This window comes from Staphylococcus sp. MZ3, assembly GCF_018622755.1.
GTDB lineage: Bacteria > Bacillota > Bacilli > Staphylococcales > Staphylococcaceae > Staphylococcus > Staphylococcus aureus.
Window position 1 is genome coordinate 1306352 of the sequence record NZ_CP076026.1, and the last position, 20479, is coordinate 1326830.

At 33.0% G+C, this 20479-nt stretch carries 16 protein-coding genes; 15 read left to right on the forward strand and 1 reads right to left on the reverse strand.

Annotation, left to right across the window (positions count from 1 at the left end):
* The first annotated feature begins 13 nt into the window (after positions 1-13).
* Both recA and rny read left to right on the forward strand, forming a co-directional pair.
* Positions 14-1057, forward strand: coding sequence for a recombinase RecA (gene recA, locus KI230_RS06335; protein ID WP_000368166.1), 1044 nt, complete (start codon positions 14-16; stop codon positions 1055-1057).
* A 353-nt stretch (positions 1058-1410) separates the two neighbouring features.
* Entirely contained in the window at positions 1411-2970 is a 1560-nt protein-coding gene (rny, locus tag KI230_RS06340; RefSeq protein ID WP_001050913.1) for a ribonuclease Y, read from the forward strand.
* 296 nt (positions 2971-3266) lie between these two features.
* On the opposite strand, the gene KI230_RS06345 is transcribed toward rny, so the two are convergent.
* A complete protein-coding gene (locus KI230_RS06345) occupies positions 3267-3482 on the reverse strand; it encodes a hypothetical protein (protein WP_000026308.1) in 216 nt (71 codons plus the stop codon).
* 173 nt (positions 3483-3655) lie between these two features.
* Between KI230_RS06345 and KI230_RS06350 the strand changes: the two genes are divergently transcribed.
* The 13 genes from KI230_RS06350 (at position 3656) to KI230_RS06410 (ending at position 20409) form a co-directional block, all read left to right on the forward strand.
* Entirely contained in the window at positions 3656-4453 is a 798-nt protein-coding gene (locus tag KI230_RS06350; protein ID WP_001222105.1) for a TIGR00282 family metallophosphoesterase, read from the forward strand.
* 139 nt (positions 4454-4592) lie between these two features.
* The gene (locus KI230_RS06355; protein ID WP_000804320.1) at positions 4593-6353 is read left to right on the forward strand and encodes a 2-oxoacid:acceptor oxidoreductase subunit alpha; all 1761 of its coding nucleotides are present in this window, start codon (positions 4593-4595) and stop codon (positions 6351-6353) included.
* Entirely contained in the window at positions 6354-7220 is an 867-nt protein-coding gene (locus KI230_RS06360) for a 2-oxoacid:ferredoxin oxidoreductase subunit beta (RefSeq protein WP_000190140.1), read from the forward strand.
* Between the two features lie 93 nt (positions 7221-7313).
* The gene (locus KI230_RS06365; protein WP_000655669.1) at positions 7314-7607 is read left to right on the forward strand and encodes a thiamine-binding protein; all 294 of its coding nucleotides are present in this window, start codon (positions 7314-7316) and stop codon (positions 7605-7607) included.
* Positions 7608-7740: 133 nt separating this feature from the next.
* Positions 7741-9285 (forward strand): tRNA (N6-isopentenyl adenosine(37)-C2)-methylthiotransferase MiaB, encoded by a 1545-nt coding sequence (miaB, locus tag KI230_RS06370; RefSeq protein ID WP_001001521.1) that lies wholly within the window; start codon positions 7741-7743, stop codon positions 9283-9285.
* The gene (locus KI230_RS06375; protein ID WP_000282386.1) at positions 9286-9651 is read left to right on the forward strand and encodes a YlbF/YmcA family competence regulator; all 366 of its coding nucleotides are present in this window, start codon (positions 9286-9288) and stop codon (positions 9649-9651) included.
* A gap of 26 nt (positions 9652-9677) precedes the next feature.
* Positions 9678-10169 carry an energy coupling factor transporter S component ThiW gene (gene thiW, locus KI230_RS06380; RefSeq protein WP_000842179.1) on the forward strand — a complete coding sequence of 164 codons (492 nt, stop codon included), beginning with the start codon at positions 9678-9680 and terminating at the stop codon, positions 10167-10169.
* Positions 10170-10471: 302 nt separating this feature from the next.
* Positions 10472-13090 carry a DNA mismatch repair protein MutS gene (mutS, locus tag KI230_RS06385; protein WP_000073352.1) on the forward strand — a complete coding sequence of 873 codons (2619 nt, stop codon included), beginning with the start codon at positions 10472-10474 and terminating at the stop codon, positions 13088-13090.
* A 12-nt stretch (positions 13091-13102) separates the two neighbouring features.
* Positions 13103-15112, forward strand: a complete 2010-nt coding sequence (mutL, locus tag KI230_RS06390) for a DNA mismatch repair endonuclease MutL (protein ID WP_000516263.1) — start codon at positions 13103-13105, stop codon at positions 15110-15112.
* Positions 15113-15117: 5 nt separating this feature from the next.
* Positions 15118-15660: a glycerol-3-phosphate responsive antiterminator gene (locus tag KI230_RS06395; RefSeq protein WP_001077635.1), complete on the forward strand. Its 543-nt coding sequence runs from the start codon at positions 15118-15120 to the stop codon at positions 15658-15660.
* A gap of 474 nt (positions 15661-16134) precedes the next feature.
* Positions 16135-16953 (forward strand): MIP/aquaporin family protein, encoded by an 819-nt coding sequence (locus KI230_RS06400; RefSeq protein WP_001103743.1) that lies wholly within the window; start codon positions 16135-16137, stop codon positions 16951-16953.
* Between the two features lie 128 nt (positions 16954-17081).
* Positions 17082-18578, forward strand: coding sequence for a glycerol kinase GlpK (gene glpK / locus KI230_RS06405; protein WP_000417377.1), 1497 nt, complete (start codon positions 17082-17084; stop codon positions 18576-18578).
* A gap of 157 nt (positions 18579-18735) precedes the next feature.
* Positions 18736-20409: a glycerol-3-phosphate dehydrogenase/oxidase gene (locus KI230_RS06410; RefSeq protein WP_001218596.1), complete on the forward strand. Its 1674-nt coding sequence runs from the start codon at positions 18736-18738 to the stop codon at positions 20407-20409.
* Positions 20410-20479 lie beyond the last annotated feature (70 nt).

Below are 20479 nucleotides of genomic sequence, written 5' to 3' on the forward strand. Positions count from 1 at the left end.
AGGAGGTCTCGCTTTGGATAACGATCGTCAAAAAGCTTTAGATACAGTAATTAAAAATATGGAGAAATCTTTCGGTAAAGGTGCCGTAATGAAGTTGGGTGACAATATAGGTCGCCGAGTTTCAACTACATCAACTGGTTCAGTTACATTAGATAATGCGCTAGGTGTAGGTGGCTATCCTAAAGGACGAATTATTGAAATTTATGGTCCTGAAAGTTCTGGTAAGACAACAGTAGCGCTTCACGCTATTGCTGAAGTACAAAGTAATGGCGGGGTGGCAGCATTTATCGATGCTGAACATGCTTTAGATCCAGAATATGCTCAAGCATTAGGCGTAGATATCGATAATTTATATTTATCGCAACCGGATCATGGTGAACAAGGTCTTGAAATCGCCGAAGCATTTGTTAGAAGTGGTGCAGTTGATATTGTAGTTGTAGACTCAGTTGCTGCTTTAACACCTAAAGCTGAAATTGAAGGAGAAATGGGAGACACTCACGTTGGTTTACAAGCTCGTTTAATGTCACAAGCGTTACGTAAACTTTCAGGTGCTATTTCTAAATCAAATACAACTGCTATTTTCATCAACCAAATTCGTGAAAAAGTTGGTGTTATGTTCGGTAATCCAGAGACTACACCAGGTGGACGTGCATTAAAATTCTATAGTTCAGTAAGACTAGAAGTACGCCGTGCAGAACAGCTTAAACAAGGACAAGAAATTGTAGGTAATAGAACTAAAATTAAAGTCGTTAAAAATAAAGTGGCACCACCATTTAGAGTAGCTGAAGTTGATATTATGTATGGACAAGGTATTTCTAAAGAGGGTGAACTTATTGATTTAGGTGTTGAAAACGACATCGTTGATAAATCAGGAGCATGGTATTCTTACAATGGCGAACGAATGGGTCAAGGTAAGGAAAATGTTAAAATGTACTTGAAAGAAAATCCACAAATTAAAGAAGAAATTGATCGTAAATTGAGAGAAAAATTAGGTATATCTGATGGTGATGTTGAAGAAACAGAAGATGCACCAAAGTCATTATTTGACGAAGAATAGTACACAAATTTATATCTATAGTTAAACTTAGCAAATATCCTTATAGGATTGATTGAAAGTGATATTCATCTCATAAAGCTAGAATAATATCTAACTTTATGGGATACACTACAAATCGAGACTATAAGGTTTTTTATTTTATTTATTATTACATTATCAATAGTTTTATAATCGAGCTTCAAAACTTTAGAAAATAGTAGAAATAGCATTCAATATAGTGCAAAAGTGCAAATTGATAACTTGACACTTATCTCCTATAAACCGTACAATTAATTTGTATGATTTATATATAATTTCATAAAGTCATATTGAATTTCATATAAAGAGCAAACCCTAGAAAAGGAGGTGTTTGTGTGAATTTATTAAGCCTCCTACTCATTTTGCTGGGGATCATTCTAGGAGTTGTTGGAGGGTATGTTGTTGCCCGAAATTTGTTGCTTCAAAAGCAATCACAAGCTAGACAAACTGCCGAAGATATTGTAAATCAAGCACATAAAGAAGCTGACAATATCAAAAAAGAGAAATTACTTGAGGCAAAAGAAGAAAACCAAATCCTAAGAGAACAAACTGAAGCAGAACTACGAGAAAGACGTAGCGAACTTCAAAGACAAGAAACCCGACTTCTTCAAAAAGAAGAAAACTTAGAGCGCAAATCTGATCTATTAGATAAAAAAGATGAGATTTTAGAGCAAAAAGAATCAAAAATTGAAGAAAAACAACAACAAGTAGATGCAAAAGAGAGTAGTGTTCAAACGTTAATAATGAAGCATGAACAAGAATTAGAACGCATCTCCGGTCTCACTCAAGAAGAAGCTATTAATGAGCAACTTCAAAGAGTAGAGGAAGAACTGTCACAAGATATTGCAGTACTTGTTAAAGAAAAAGAAAAAGAAGCTAAAGAAAAAGTTGATAAAACAGCAAAAGAATTATTAGCTACAGCAGTACAAAGATTAGCAGCAGATCACACAAGTGAATCAACGGTATCAGTAGTTAACTTACCTAATGATGAGATGAAAGGTCGAATCATTGGACGAGAAGGACGAAACATCCGCACACTTGAAACTTTAACTGGCATTGATTTAATTATTGATGACACACCAGAAGCGGTTATATTATCTGGTTTTGATCCAATAAGAAGAGAAATTGCTAGAACAGCACTTGTTAACTTAGTATCTGATGGACGTATTCATCCAGGTAGAATTGAAGATATGGTCGAAAAAGCTAGAAAAGAAGTAGACGATATTATTAGAGAAGCAGGTGAACAAGCTACATTTGAAGTGAACGCACATAATATGCATCCTGACTTAGTAAAAATTGTAGGGCGTTTAAACTATCGTACGAGTTACGGTCAAAATGTACTTAAACATTCAATTGAAGTTGCGCATCTTGCTAGTATGTTAGCTGCTGAGCTAGGCGAAGATGAGACATTAGCGAAACGAGCTGGACTTTTACATGATGTTGGTAAAGCAATTGATCATGAAGTAGAAGGTAGTCATGTTGAAATCGGTGTAGAATTAGCGAAAAAATATGGTGAAAATGAAACGGTTATTAATGCAATCCATTCTCATCATGGTGATGTTGAACCTACATCTATTATATCTATCCTTGTTGCTGCTGCAGATGCATTGTCTGCGGCTCGTCCAGGTGCAAGAAAAGAAACATTAGAGAATTATATTCGTCGATTAGAACGTTTAGAAACGTTATCAGAAAGTTATGATGGTGTAGAAAAAGCATTTGCGATTCAGGCAGGTAGAGAAATCCGAGTGATTGTATCTCCTGAAGAAATTGATGATTTAAAATCTTATCGATTGGCTAGAGATATTAAAAATCAGATTGAAGATGAATTACAATATCCTGGTCATATCAAGGTGACAGTTGTTCGAGAGACTAGAGCAGTAGAATATGCGAAATAATTTTTGTCTCCCTCACAAATTAGTGAGGGAGCTTTTTTAAGTTGTAGTCTCAATCTAATTAGACAGCACTTTATCGGTAATAACTATAGTAAACAGTAGTTATTTGAAAGTAAGACGGACCTTATATTAAATAAGAAGTTATTGCTTTTAATAAAAATGTTTTAGGCTTCATAATTACTATATTTATATTATGTAAACCTTTAAAGATGAGTGCTTTTCTAACCAATAAAAAAGAAGAGAAGATGTAACACATCTTCTCTTCTGCAATATTAATTAGGATTTATTTCTAAGTTGAGTTATTTTAATTGTAAATCTGTTTTCTTTAATTCTTTTATAACTTCTGCAGTATCATAACAATTTGTTGCAATTGTTGAATATCTCTCTGCTAAACGATATGCATTAATGTAAAGCTTTAAACTTTCTTTAGCTATATCCTCTGCATCTTCGAATTTTGATGGGTTAGACATAACCACTAATTCTGCAAATTTTTCTGGATCAATATTAATAGACATGTATTTATTTACAACTCCTATTTATTTTGATGTCTTAATACTAACATATTGAAGTTTTCAGACAAAGTAATGTCTCTCTATAATTGAAGAAAAATAATTCAAAGAATTTAATATTTACTTTAAATATTAGAACGTATGAATTAAACTAGTATTTATGAGAGGATGAACAAAACATGAGAATAATGTTTATAGGGGATATCGTAGGTAAAATTGGACGAGACGCAATTGAAACGTACATACCTCAACTGAAGCAAAAGTATAAACCAACAGTTACAATTGTAAATGCTGAAAATGCAGCACATGGTAAAGGTTTGACTGAAAAAATATATAAACAATTACTAAGAAATGGTGTAGATTTCATGACTATGGGTAATCACACATATGGTCAACGTGAAATTTATGATTTTATAGATGAAGCAAAACGACTAGTAAGACCAGCGAATTTTCCGGATGAAGCGCCGGGAATTGGTATGAGATTTATACAAATTAATGATATTAAACTTGCAGTTATTAATCTGCAAGGAAGAGCGTTTATGCCAGATATTGATGATCCTTTTAAAAAGGCAGATCAATTAGTCAAGGAAGCACAAGAACAAACTCCGTTTATATTTGTTGATTTTCATGCAGAAACAACTTCTGAAAAGTATGCAATGGGATGGCATTTAGATGGTAGAGCTAGCGCTGTTGTTGGAACGCATACACACATTCAAACAGCAGATGAACGTATTTTACCGAAGGGGACAGGGTATATAACGGATGTTGGTATGACAGGTTTTTATGACGGCATTTTAGGAATAAATAAAACAGAGGTAATTGAGCGTTTTATCACTAGTTTGCCACAAAGACATGTTGTTCCAAATGAAGGTAGAAGTGTATTATCTGGTGTTGTTATTGATTTAGACAAAGAAGGTAAAACGAAGCACATCGAACGTATATTGATAAATGATGACCATCCATTTTCAACATTTTAAAATTACGTAAGTAAACATTCGAATTGGACCCTATCGTCCATTAGTATGAATTTAATATAGTACCACTGTTTACATAGTAAATCGGTGGTTCTTTTTGTTATCATTTAATATGAAATATATCCATAGGAGGCATATAACTATGAAACCACAATTATCGTGGAAAGTTGGCGGTCAACAAGGCGAAGGTATTGAATCAACTGGGGAAATCTTCGCTACGGCTATGAATAGAAAAGGATATTATTTATATGGATATAGACATTTTTCAAGTCGTATCAAAGGTGGACATACGAATAATAAAATTAGAGTTTCTACGACGCCTGTTCATGCAATTAGTGATGATTTAGATATTTTGATTGCATTTGACCAAGAAACAATTGATGTTAACCATCATGAAATGAGAGAAGACAGTATTATTTTAGCTGATGCCAAGGCTAAACCTGTGAAACCAGAAGGATGTCATGCACAGCTTATTGAATTACCTTTTACAGCAACCGCTAAAGAATTAGGTACAGCATTAATGAAAAACATGGTTGCAATAGGTGCTACTAGCGCATTGATGAATTTGAATACAAATACATTTGAAGAACTTATTACTAATATGTTTTCTAAAAAAGGTGACAAGGTAGTTGAAGTCAATATCCAAGCATTAAACGAAGGTTATCAATTAATGCAATCCCGCTTACCTGAAATCGACGGGGACTTTGAATTAGAGTCAACAGATGCACTACCACATCTATATATGATTGGTAACGATGCCATTGGATTAGGTGCAATTGCTGCAGGTTCACAATTTATGGCGGCATATCCTATTACACCTGCGTCTGAAGTTATGGAATATATGATTGCCAATATATCTAAAGTAAACGGAGCGGTTATTCAAACAGAAGATGAAATTGCTGCTGTAACTATGGCTATTGGTGCAAATTATGGTGGAGTCAGAGCGTTTACGGCTAGTGCTGGTCCAGGTTTATCTTTAATGATGGAAGCAATTGGATTATCTGGTATGACTGAAACGCCATTAGTCATTATTAATACTCAACGAGGTGGACCTTCTACTGGATTACCTACGAAACAAGAACAGTCAGATTTAATGCAAATGATTTATGGTACACATGGTGATATTCCAAAAATAGTTGTAGCACCAACTGATGCAGAAGATGCATTTTATTTAACTATGGAAGCCTTTAATTTAGCAGAACAATATCAATGCCCTGTTATAGTTTTAAGTGATTTGCAATTATCTTTAGGTAAACAAACTGTTGAAAAATTAGATTATAATCGCATTGAAATTAAACGTGGTGAAATCATTCAATCTGATATTGAACGTGAAGAAGATGATAAAGGTTATTTCAAGCGTTATGCGTTAACATCCAATGGTGTTTCTCCTAGACCTATCCCCGGTGTTAAAGGAGGTATTCATCATATAACTGGTGTGGAACACAATGAAGAAGGTAAACCTAGTGAATCTGCGTCAAATAGACAACAACAAATGGAAAAACGAATGCGTAAAATTGAGCAGTTACTAATTGAATCGCCAGTAGAAGCTAACTTACAACATGAGGATGCAGATATTCTTTATATCGGTTTTATTTCTACAAAAGGTGCAATTCAAGAAGGTAGTAACCGTTTGAATCAACAAGGCATAAAAGTTAACACTATACAAATTAGACAATTGCATCCATTCCCAACAAGCGTTATTCAAGATGCAGTTAATAAAGCGAAGAAAGTCGTTGTAGTGGAGCACAATTATCAAGGACAATTGGCTAGTATTATAAAAATGAATGTCAATATTCATGATAAGATTGAAAATTATACAAAGTATGATGGGACACCTTTCCTACCACATGAAATCGAAGAAAAAGGCAAAATAATTGCTACTGAAATAAAGGAGATGGTATAGATGGCGACATTTAAAGATTTTAGAAATAATGTTAAGCCTAACTGGTGCCCTGGATGTGGCGATTTCTCAGTACAAGCTGCAATTCAAAAAGCAGCCGCAAATATAGGGTTAGAACCTGAAGAAGTAGCTATCATCACCGGTATAGGATGTTCTGGCCGTCTTTCAGGATATATTAATTCTTATGGCGTTCATTCTATTCACGGACGTGCATTACCTTTAGCTCAAGGTGTAAAAATGGCGAATAAAGATTTAACTGTTATTGCATCTGGAGGAGATGGTGATGGTTATGCTATAGGTATGGGGCATACAATCCATGCTTTAAGAAGAAATATGAACATGACGTATATAGTCATGGATAATCAAATTTATGGTTTGACAAAGGGACAAACATCGCCGTCATCAGCAGTAGGATTTGTTACTAAAACAACGCCAAAAGGTAATATAGAAAAAAATGTTGCGCCTTTAGAATTAGCATTATCATCTGGTGCCACATTTGTAGCCCAAGGTTTTTCAAGTGATATTAAAGGATTAACAAAACTAATTGAAGATGCAATTAATCATGATGGATTTTCATTCGTTAATGTCTTTTCACCATGTGTGACTTATAATAAAATTAACACATACGATTGGTTTAAAGAACATTTAACAAGTGTTGATGACATTGAAAATTATGATTCTACAGATAAACAATTAGCGACTAGAACTGTTATTGAACATGAATCTTTAGTAACTGGTATTGTTTATCAAGATAAAGAAACACCATCATATGAATCTCAAATTAAAGAGTTAGATGATACACCACTTGCTAAAAGAGATATCAAAATTACTGAAGACACCTTCAATGCATTAACTGAACAATTTATTTAATAATTAAAACTGAGTCGTATAAATGTATTTATAACAGATCCATTTATGCTACTCAGTTTTTTACTATTACAAAAAATAAAGGAGTTTTTAAAAATGAAAGACACATTAATGAGTATACAAATAATTCCTAAAACACCAAACAATGACAATGTTATACCTTATGTAGACGAGGCGATTAAAATAATTGACGAATCTGGTATGCATTTTAGAGTAGGTCCGTTAGAAACGACAGTACAAGGAAATATGAATGAATGTTTAATTTTAATACAATCATTAAATGAACGAATGGTGGAACTTGAATGTCCAAGTATTATTAGCCAAGTTAAGTTTTATCATGTGCCAGATGGCATCACTATTGAAACTTTAACTGAAAAATATGATGAATAACATTAAAAGTGAAGTAAACTGGATTTGAATTGGCTTGTTAGAGATGACGTATAACTTTAACTGTTTTTGCACTTTATAGTTAAATTTAATATAATTATTAAATGATACGGGCAAATAGAAAGGATTTTGTAAAGTGAACGAAGAACAAAGAAAAGCAAGTTCTGTAGATGTTTTAGCTGAGAGAGATAAGAAAGCAGAAAAAGATTATAGTAAATATTTTGAACATGTTTATCAGCCGCCTAATTTAAAAGAAGCGAAAAAAAGAGGTAAACAAGAAGTTCGTTATAATAGAGATTTCCAAATTGATGAAAAATATCGCGGTATGGGGAACGAGCGTACATTTTTAATTAAAACATATGGATGTCAAATGAATGCACATGACACTGAGGTCATTGCTGGTATACTTGAAGCATTAGGCTATCAAGCAACGACTGATATTAACACTGCAGATGTTATTTTAATTAATACATGTGCGATTAGAGAAAATGCCGAGAACAAAGTGTTTAGTGAAATAGGTAATTTGAAGCATTTGAAAAAAGAACGACCTGATATTTTAATCGGTGTTTGTGGTTGTATGTCACAAGAAGAGTCAGTAGTGAATAAAATTTTAAAATCGTATCAAAATGTAGATATGATATTTGGTACACATAATATTCATCATTTACCAGAAATTTTAGAAGAAGCATACTTATCTAAAGCAATGGTTGTTGAAGTATGGTCTAAAGAAGGAGACGTTATTGAAAATCTTCCAAAAGTCCGTGAAGGCAACATTAAAGCATGGGTCAATATTATGTATGGTTGTGATAAGTTTTGTACATATTGTATTGTTCCATTTACAAGAGGTAAAGAACGAAGCCGTAGACCTGAAGACATTATAGATGAAGTACGTGAACTTGCTCGTGAAGGTTACAAAGAAATAACGCTTTTAGGTCAAAATGTAAATTCTTATGGTAAAGATTTACAGGATATAGAATATGACTTAGGAGATCTTTTACAAGCAATTTCTAAAATAGCGATTCCAAGAGTTCGTTTCACAACAAGTCATCCTTGGGACTTTACAGATCACATGATTGATGTTATTTCAGAGGGTGGTAATATCGTTCCGCATATCCACTTGCCAGTTCAATCTGGAAATAATGCAGTATTAAAAATAATGGGTAGAAAATATACACGAGAAAGTTATTTGGATTTAGTAAAACGAATCAAAGATAGAATTCCTAATGTAGCATTAACTACAGATATTATTGTAGGGTATCCAAATGAATCAGAGGAACAATTTGAAGAAACTTTAACTCTGTATGATGAAGTTGGTTTTGAACATGCATATACGTACTTGTATTCACAACGTGATGGTACGCCTGCTGCTAAAATGAAAGATAATGTACCTTTAGATGTCAAAAAGGAACGATTGCAACGTTTGAATAAAAAAGTTGGTCATTATTCACAAATAGCTATGAGTAAGTACGAAGGACAAACTGTAACAGTACTTTGTGAAGGTAGTAGTAAAAAAGATGATCAGGTTCTTGCTGGCTACACTGATAAAAATAAGCTAGTTAATTTCAAAGCGCCTAAAGAAATGATTGGTAAACTAGTGGAAGTACGAATAGATGAAGCTAAACAGTATTCATTAAATGGCAGTTTTGTAAAGGAAGTAGAGCCGGAAATGGTGATTCAATAAATGTATAATAAAGATGACGTGTTGAAACAAGCGGATAATATTGCAAATAAAATTAAAAATTTGGATACTATCAAAACATATCAACAAATTGAAGCACAGATTCATCAGAACCAAACGATAAAGACTAAAATGGATATGTTAAAAAAGCATCAAAAACAAGCAGTAAACTTTCAAAATTACGGGAAACAAAATGCGCTAGAACAGTCGGAACATACCATTCAAAGTATAGAAGCAGAAATAAATACATTGCCCATAGTTGAACAGTTTCAAACTTCACAATATGAAGCGAATCAATTATTGAAAATGTTTGTATCAACAATGGAAACACGTTTAAATGACCATAATAAAGCCAAACATAGTGATTAATTACAAACAAAAAGGAGAACAATCATATGAAATCAAGAGAACTGGCTATAACTGCACTTTTAATTGCAATAAATGTTGTATTAAGCAGTATTATCATCATTCCTCTAGGACCAGTTAAGGCAGCACCAGTACAGCATTTTGTAAATGTATTAAGTGCGGTCATAGTAGGTCCTTGGTATGGATTAGCTCAAGCGCTTATATCATCAATTTTAAGAGTTCTTTTTGGTACTGGTACAGCTTTTGCATTTCCAGGTAGTATGATTGGAGTTTTATTGGCTAGTATGTTTTACATATATCGTAAACATATATTCATGGCCGCGGTCGGTGAAGTACTTGGAACTGGTGTCATCGGAAGTTTAATTTGTATACCATTAGCATATTTCCTCGGGCTTCAAGACTTCTTCATTAAACCGTTAATGATTACGTTCATAGTCTCAAGTGCTATCGGATCTATTATAAGTTATTTCTTATTAATTACTCTAAAAAAACGTGGTATTCTTCAAAGGTTTATAAAATAAATTTATGATATATGATTTCAAACAGAGTCATTGTTCATTTTAATATTGAACGCCCTTACTTAATTAAATGTCTTGAATGTTAGAATTTTAATTTAATTCTAAACATGCTATTGACACATTTTATTAGGTTTGAGGCGTTTTCTTATACATTTAAGATGCTTCGTGATTATATGGTATGAATAGGTTTGTAAAAGTAAGTATGTTAAAATGTATAAGTTAAATAATTAATAATTAAAAAGCTTACAAACGAATATATTGTAAAGACAAATTTTAAAAAGAGACAAGGGTTGTGAAGAAATAATATGTCTAATGTTACACCAATGATGCAGCAATATTTAAAAATAAAATCAGAATACCAAGATTGCTTATTATTTTTTAGACTAGGTGATTTCTATGAAATGTTTTATGAAGATGCCAAGGAGGCATCACGTGTACTTGAAATTACTTTGACTAAAAGAGATGCTAAAAAAGAAAATCCAATTCCGATGTGTGGTGTTCCGTATCATTCTGCAGATAGTTATATAGATACACTTGTTAATAATGGATATAAAGTAGCTATTTGTGAACAGATGGAAGATCCGAAACAAACGAAAGGTATGGTTAGACGTGAGGTAGTAAGAATTGTGACTCCAGGAACTGTGATGGAGCAAGGTGGTGTAGATGATAAACAAAATAACTATATTTTAAGTTTTGTTATGAATCAACCTGAAATTGCGCTTAGTTACTGTGATGTTTCTACTGGCGAATTAAAGGTTACACATTTTAATGATGAAGCGACTTTATTAAATGAAATTACGACGATAAACCCTAACGAAGTTGTTATCAATGACAATATTTCCGATAATTTAAAAAGACAAATTAATATGGTGACAGAAACAATAACAGTCAGGGAAACGTTATCATCAGAAATCTATAGTGTGAATCAAACTGAACATAAATTAATGTATCAAGCGACACAATTATTGCTAGATTATATTCATCATACACAAAAACGTGATTTATCGCATATCGAGGATGTTGTTCAATATGCAGCTATAGATTATATGAAAATGGATTTTTATGCTAAGAGAAACCTTGAGTTAACGGAAAGCATTCGATTAAAATCAAAAAAAGGAACGCTACTTTGGCTAATGGACGAAACGAAAACACCAATGGGAGCACGCCGCTTAAAACAATGGATAGATAGACCACTAATAAGTAAAGAACAAATTGAAGCACGATTAGATATCGTTGATGAATTTAGTGCTCATTTCATAGAAAGAGACACCTTAAGAACATATCTTAATCAAGTGTATGATATTGAACGTCTTGTTGGGCGTGTTAGTTACGGAAATGTTAATGCGAGAGATTTAATTCAACTTAAACATTCCATTTCTGAAATACCGAATATTAAAGCATTACTAAATTCTATGAATCAGAATACGCTTGTACAAGTTAATCAACTAGAACCCCTTGATGATTTACTTGATATATTAGAACAGAGTTTAGTAGAAGAACCACCAATTTCAGTTAAAGATGGCGGACTATTCAAAGTTGGTTTTAATACGCAATTAGATGAATATCTTGAAGCTTCAAAAAACGGAAAAACATGGTTAGCAGAATTACAAGCCAAAGAAAGACAACGTACAGGAATAAAATCATTGAAAATAAGCTTTAATAAAGTGTTTGGTTATTTTATAGAAATAACACGTGCCAACTTGCAAAATTTTGAACCAAGTGAATTTGGTTATATGAGGAAGCAAACGTTATCGAATGCTGAACGTTTTATAACTGATGAACTTAAAGAAAAAGAAGATATCATTTTAGGTGCGGAAGACAAAGCCATCGAATTAGAATATCAATTATTTGTTCAGCTACGTGAAGAAGTTAAAAAATATACTGAACGTTTACAACAACAAGCTAAAATTATTTCAGAGCTAGATTGTTTACAGAGCTTTGCAGAAATTGCTCAAAAATATAATTACACTAGGCCTTCATTTAGTGAAAATAAAACATTAGAATTAGTGGAATCTAGGCACCCAGTAGTGGAAAGAGTAATGGATTATAATGACTATGTGCCTAATAATTGTCGATTAGATAATGAAACATTTATATATTTAATTACAGGTCCGAATATGTCTGGTAAATCGACATATATGAGACAAGTTGCCATAATTAGTATAATGGCCCAAATGGGAGCTTATGTCCCTTGTAAAGAGGCAGTGTTACCTATATTTGATCAAATATTCACTAGAATAGGTGCGGCAGATGATTTGGTTTCAGGTAAGAGTACGTTTATGGTAGAAATGCTAGAAGCACAAAAGGCATTAACTTATGCAACAGAGGATAGTTTGATTATTTTCGATGAAATTGGACGTGGTACTTCAACGTATGACGGTTTAGCTTTAGCGCAGGCAATGATAGAGTATGTAGCTGAAACATCGCATGCTAAAACGTTATTTTCAACACATTATCATGAATTGACAACATTAGATCAAGCATTACCAAGTCTAAAAAATGTTCACGTCGCTGCTAATGAATATAAAGGTGAACTTATATTCTTGCATAAAGTCAAAGATGGTGCAGTTGACGATAGTTATGGTATTCAAGTTGCGAAATTAGCTGATTTACCTGAAAAAGTTATTAGCAGAGCACAAGTGATCCTAAGCGAGTTTGAAGCGTCTGCTGGTAAAAAATCATCGATATCAAATTTAAAAATGGTCGAAAATGAACCTGAAATTAATCAAGAAAATTTAAACTTAAGTGTTGAAGAAACAACTGATACTTTATCTCAAAAAGACTTTGAACAAGCATCATTTGATTTGTTTGAAAATGATCAAGAAAGCGAGATTGAACTACAAATTAAAAATTTGAATTTATCTAATATGACACCAATTGAGGCATTGGTGAAGTTAAGTGAATTACAAAATCAATTAAAATAGAGGTGTTGCAAAATGGGGAAAATTAAAGAACTCCAAACCTCATTAGCAAATAAAATCGCAGCAGGTGAAGTAGTTGAAAGACCGAGTTCTGTTGTGAAAGAACTGTTGGAAAATGCTATAGATGCAGGCGCTACAGAAATAAGCATTGAAGTAGAGGAATCTGGCGTCCAATCTATTCGCGTAGTCGATAATGGAAGCGGAATTGAAGCGGAAGACTTAGGATTAGTATTTCATAGACATGCGACTAGTAAATTAGATCAAGATGAAGATTTATTTCATATTAGGACATTAGGATTCCGTGGTGAAGCACTAGCCAGTATTTCATCAGTTGCTAAAGTAACATTGAAGACTTGCACGGATAATGCTAATGGAAATGAAATATATGTAGAAAATGGTGAAATATTAAATCATAAGCCTGCAAAAGCGAAAAAAGGAACAGATATACTTGTAGAATCATTATTTTATAATACACCAGCACGTTTAAAATATATTAAAAGTTTATACACTGAACTAGGTAAAATAACAGATATTGTCAATAGAATGGCTATGAGCCATCCGGACATTCGAATAGCACTCATTTCAGATGGCAAAACAATGTTAAGTACAAATGGTTCAGGACGAACTAATGAAGTGATGGCAGAGATTTATGGGATGAAAGTTGCACGAGATTTAGTACATATATCTGGAGATACAAGTGATTATCACATTGAAGGTTTTGTTGCAAAGCCTGAACATTCTAGAAGTAATAAGCACTATATTTCTATTTTTATTAATGGACGATACATTAAAAACTTTATGCTAAATAAAGCGATTTTAGAAGGCTATCATACACTCTTAACAATAGGTAGGTTCCCGATTTGTTATATTAATATTGAAATGGATCCAATCTTAGTAGACGTAAATGTTCATCCAACAAAACTAGAAGTGCGTTTATCAAAAGAAGAGCAACTATATCAATTGATAGTGAGCAAAATACAAGAAGCATTTAAAGACCGTATATTAATTCCTAAAAATAACTTGGATTATGTGCCGAAAAAAAATAAAGTGTTACATTCATTCGAACAACAAAAAATCGAATTTGAACAAAGACAAAACACAGAGAATAATCAAGAGAAGACGTTTTCATCTGAAGAAAGTAACAGTAAGCCATTTATGGTAGAAAATCAAAACGATGAAATAGTTATAAGAGAAGATTCATATAATCCATTCGTAACGAAAACGTCTGAAAGTTTAATAGCTGATGATGAATCTTCCGGTTATAATAATACACGTGAAAAAGATGAAGACTACTTCAAAAAGCAACAAGAAATTCTACAAGAAATGGATCAAACATTTGATTCGAATGACGATACATCTGTGCAAAATTATGAGAATAAAGCGTCTGATGATTATTATGATGTAAACGATATTAAAGGAACAAAAAGTAAAGACCCTAAACGAAGAATTCCATATATGGAAATTGTTGGCCAAGTACATGGAACGTATATTATTGCTCAAAATGAATTTGGCATGTACATGATTGACCAGCATGCAGCTCAAGAAAGAATAAAATATGAATATTTTCGAGATAAAATAGGTGAAGTTACCAATGAAGTACAAGATTTATTAATCCCGTTAACATTTCATTTTTCAAAAGATGAACAATTAGTCATTGATCAATATAAAAATGAGCTTCAACAAGTAGGTATCATGTTAGAACATTTTGGTGGTCATGATTATATTGTAAGTAGCTATCCAGTTTGGTTCCCTAAAGATGAAATAGAAGAAATCATTAAAGATATGATTGAGCTAATTTTGGAAGAGAAAAAAGTAGATATTAAAAAATTACGTGAAGATGTAGCAATCATGATGTCATGTAAAAAATCTATTAAAGCGAATCATTATTTACAAAAACATGAAATGTCTGATTTAATTGATCAATTAAGAGAAGCGGAAGATCCATTTACATGTCCACATGGTCGTCCAATAATCATTAATTTTTCAAAATACGAATTAGAAAAATTATTTAAGCGTGTGATGTAGAGAGGATGAATCAAGTGAATAACAACATATTGCCTGCTATAAGAAACATTAAAGATTTAGAGAAACTGATTAAAACAGACTATAAAATGTGTGTGCTTCTAGATATGCATATAGGACATATAAAAAGTATTATGGAATTGCTGAAGCAAAATCATATAGAGTGTTTTATTCATATAGATTTGATAAAAGGTTTAAGCCACGATGAATTTGCAAGTGAATTTATTATTCAGCAATACAAGCCAAAAGGTATCGTATCGACTAAATCTAAAGTAATAAAAAAAGCTAAATCATTAAATACTTTAACGATTTTTAGAGTATTTATTATTGATAGTCAAGCATTGAAACGCAGTATAGATTTGATAAAAAAAGTTGAACCTGATTTTGTTGAAGTACTTCCAGGTGTTGCGAGTAAAGCGATTCATCATATTCAGAAAGAAACAAACACACAAGTCATTGCAGGTGGCCTAATTAATACAATAGATGAAGTCAATGAAGCTGTTAAAAATGGAGCGAAATATGTAACAACTAGTTATGATAAACTTTGGTAAATCATAAGTCTGCAAAAATTTCATTTTTCACGAGATTTAGTCATATAACATATTAAAAAAGCCGTTTTCATATGGGATATGTAATAAGGTATTTAAGGTATCATACAAAGAATAATTAAATAACATAATTAGCACCTCTAAAACGATTAAAATCATTAAAGTTTTAGAGGTGTTTATTAGTAAAAAATGCAACTAGTCATAAAAAATATGGCTGAAGAATGTCAATTAAACAAAATGGCGTCATAAATAAATTAGTGCGGATTGATATTTCTAGTTTTCAAATTAAACTACTTTTATAAAGACTTGAAAAATTAAATTTGACAAAATTTTTACAAAAACCATTGACAACGCTTTCATATCGATAGTATCATAACAAATATAATAAAAGTTAATACATAGAATAGAGACGGGAGATTTCTACGAGCCAAACTGCTAGTGTAGGAATCTCTTTGTCTTTTTGGGAGGACATTTAATATGAATGTATATTTAGCAGAATTCCTAGGAACTGCAATCTTAATCCTTTTTGGTGGTGGCGTTTGTGCCAATGTCAATTTAAAGAGAAGTGCTGCGAATGGTGCTGATTGGATTGTCATCACAGCTGGATGGGGATTAGCGGTTACAATGGGTGTGTTTGCTGTCGGTCAATTCTCAGGTGCACATTTAAACCCAGCGGTGTCTTTAGCTCTTGCATTAGACGGAAGTTTTGATTGGTCATTAGTTCCTGGTTATATTGTTGCTCAAATGTTAGGTGCAATTGTCGGAGCAACAATTGTATGGTTAATGTACTTGCCACATTGGAAAGCGACAGAAGAAGCTGGCGCGAAATTAGGTGTTTTCTCTACAGCACCGGCTATTAAGAATTACTTTGCCAACTTTTTAAGTGAGATTATCGGAACAATGGCATTAACTTTAGGTATTTTATTTATCGGTGTAAACAAAATTGCCGATGGTTTAAATCCTTTAATTGTCGGAGCATTAATTGTTGCAATCGGATTAAGTTTAGGCGGTGCTACTGGTTATGCAATCAACCCAGCACGTGATTTAGGTCCGAGAATTGCACATGCGATTTTACCAATAGCTGGTAAAGGTGGTTCAAATTGGTCATATGCAATCGTTCCTATCTTAGGACCAATTGCCGGTGGTTTATTAGGTGCAGTGGTATACGCTGTATTTTATAAACATACATTTAATATTGGTTGTGCAATTGCAATTGTTGTAGTTATTATTACTTTGATTTTAGGTTACATTTTAAATAAATCATCAAAAAAAGGTGATATCGAATCAATTTACTAAAATAAAAAGAAACGTAAATAGCATAATTTAACATGTTTGATTCATGGATTATGCTATTTTTTCGCCAAAATTTAACAGATTTTGTACAATGGGTTAGCGATTATTTTTTAATAAAGGAGATACTACTAATGGAAAAATATATTTTATCTATAGACCAAGGAACAACAAGCTCAAGAGCGATTTTATTCAATCAAAAAGGGGAAATTGCAGGGGTAGCACAACGTGAGTTTAAGCAATATTTTCCACAATCAGGCTGGGTTGAACATGATGCAAATGAAATTTGGACATCTGTGTTAGCTGTAATGACGGAAGTAATTAATGAAAATGATGTTAGAGCTGATCAAATTGCAGGTATCGGTATTACAAACCAACGTGAAACAACGGTTGTTTGGGACAAACATACTGGCCGCCCAATTTATCACGCAATTGTTTGGCAATCACGTCAAACACAATCAATTTGTTCAGAATTAAAACAACAAGGATATGAACAAACATTTAGAGATAAGACAGGATTACTTTTAGATCCGTATTTTGCAGGTACAAAAGTTAAATGGATTCTAGACAATGTTGAAGGTGCACGAGAAAAAGCAGAAAATGGCGATCTATTATTTGGAACGATTGATACTTGGTTAGTATGGAAATTATCAGGAAAAGCTGCGCATATTACTGATTATTCAAATGCGAGTCGTACATTAATGTTTAATATCCATGATTTAGAATGGGACGATGAGTTATTAGAACTACTTACAGTACCTAAAAATATGTTGCCAGAAGTTAAACCTTCAAGTGAAGTATATGGTAAGACAATTGATTACCACTTCTATGGTCAAGAAGTACCAATCGCTGGTGTAGCTGGTGATCAACAAGCAGCATTATTTGGACAAGCTTGCTTCGAACGTGGTGACGTGAAAAACACATATGGAACTGGTGGCTTCATGTTAATGAATACAGGTGACAAAGCGGTTAAATCTGAAAGTGGTTTATTAACAACAATTGCTTATGGTATTGATGGAAAAGTAAATTATGCGCTTGAAGGTTCCATCTTTGTTTCGGGTTCAGCAATCCAATGGTTACGTGATGGATTAAGAATGATTAATTCAGCACCACAATCAGAAAGTTATGCGACACGAGTTGACTCTACTGAGGGTGTTTATGTTGTTCCAGCTTTTGTAGGTTTAGGAACACCATATTGGGATTCTGAAGCACGTGGTGCGATTTTCGGTTTAACACGTGGAACTGAAAAAGAGCACTTTATCCGTGCAACTTTAGAATCATTATGTTACCAAACTCGTGACGTTATGGAAGCAATGTCAAAAGACTCTGGTATTGATGTCCAAAGTTTACGTGTCGATGGTGGTGCAGTTAAAAATAACTTTATTATGCAGTTCCAAGCAGACATTGTTAATACTTCTGTTGAAAGACCTGAAATTCAAGAAACTACAGCTTTAGGTGCTGCATTTTTAGCAGGTTTAGCAGTTGGATTCTGGGAGAGTAAAGATGATATCGCTAAAAACTGGAAATTAGAAGAAAAATTCGATCCGAAAATGGATGAAGGCGAAAGAGAAAAATTATATAGAGGTTGGAAAAAAGCTGTTGAAGCAACACAAGTTTTTAAAACAGAATAAACTTGTAGATTAGACTTTTGTATAAACATTGTGATACAATCAATTTAAGTTAATATTTGAATCGAGAAGCGAGAGATTTGTTCGAACATGTACAATTGAAGGATTGTTTATGTGGGACAAGTCTCTCGTTTTTACATTTTTTAGGAGGCGTTTTGGAATGGCATTGTCTACTTTTAAGAGAGAACATATTAAAAAGAATTTAAGAAATGATGAATATGATTTAGTAATTATTGGTGGCGGTATTACAGGTGCAGGTATTGCACTAGACGCGAGTGAAAGAGGAATGAAAGTTGCATTAGTTGAAATGCAAGACTTTGCACAAGGAACAAGCTCAAGATCTACAAAATTAGTCCATGGTGGTTTACGTTACTTAAAACAATTCCAAATTGGAGTAGTTGCCGAAACTGGTAAAGAACGTGCGATTGTTTATGAAAATGGACCTCATGTTACGACTCCAGAGTGGATGCTTTTACCAATGCATAAAGGTGGAACATTTGGTAAATTCTCAACATCAATTGGTTTAGGAATGTATGATCGTTTAGCAGGTGTTAAGAAGTCTGAACGTAAAAAAATGTTATCTAAAAAAGAAACTTTAGCTAAAGAACCATTAGTTAAAAAAGAAGGTCTAAAAGGCGGCGGTTACTATGTTGAATATCGTACTGACGATGCGCGTTTAACTATTGAAGTTATGAAGCGTGCTGCTGAAAAAGGCGCAGAAATTATCAACTATACTAAATCTGAACACTTCACTTATGATAAAAATCAACAAGTAAATGGTGTTAAAGTTATAGATAAATTAACTAATGAAAATTATACAATTAAGGCTAAAAAAGTGGTTAATGCAGCAGGTCCATGGGTTGATGATGTTAGAAGTGGTGATTATGCACGCAATAATAAAAAATTACGTTTAACTAAAGGTGTACATGTTGTTATTGATCAATCAAAATTCCCATTAGGTCAAGCGGTATACTTTGATACTGAAAAAGATGGAAGAATGATTTTTGCAATTCCACGTGAAGGAAAAGCGTATGTAGGTACTACAGATACATTCTATGACAATATCAAATCTTCACCATTAACTACACAAGAAGACAGAGACTATTTAATCGATGCGATTAATTACATGTTCCCTAGTGTTAATGTTACAGATGAAGATATTGAATCAACATGGGCAGGAATTAGACCATTAATTTACGAAGAAGGCAAAGACCCTTCTGAAATCTCTCGTAAGGATGAAATTTGGGAAGGTAAATCAGGTTTATTAACTATTGCAGGTGGTAAATTAACAGGCTATCGTCACATGGCTCAAGACATTGTTGATTTAGTATCTAAACGCTTGAAAAAAGACTACGGTTTAACATTTAGTCCATGTAATACAAAAGGTCTGGCAATTTCAGGTGGCGATGTAGGTGGTAGCAAGAACTTTGATGCGTTTGTAGAGCAAAAAGTAGATGTAGCTAAAGGATTCGGCATTGATGAAGATGTTGCAAGACGTTTAGCATCTAAATATGGTTCAAATGTTGATGAATTGTTCAACATTGCGCAAACATCTCAATACCATGATAGCAAGTTACCATTAGAAATTTATGTAGAACTTGTTTATAGTATTCAACAAGAAATGGTATACAAACCTAACGATTTCTTAGTTCGTCGTTCTGGTAAAATGTATTTCAATATTAAAGATGTATTAGATTATAAAGATGCTGTCATCGATATTATGGCAGATATGCTTGATTACTCTCCAGCTCAAATTGAAGCATATACTGAAGAAGTTGAGCAAGCAATTAAAGAAGCGCAACATGGAAATAATCAACCAGCAGTTAAAGAATAATTAATTTGTACAATCATAAACTGGTGTCCTGTTTTAAGGGCATCAGTTTTTTTATACGAGATACATTAGT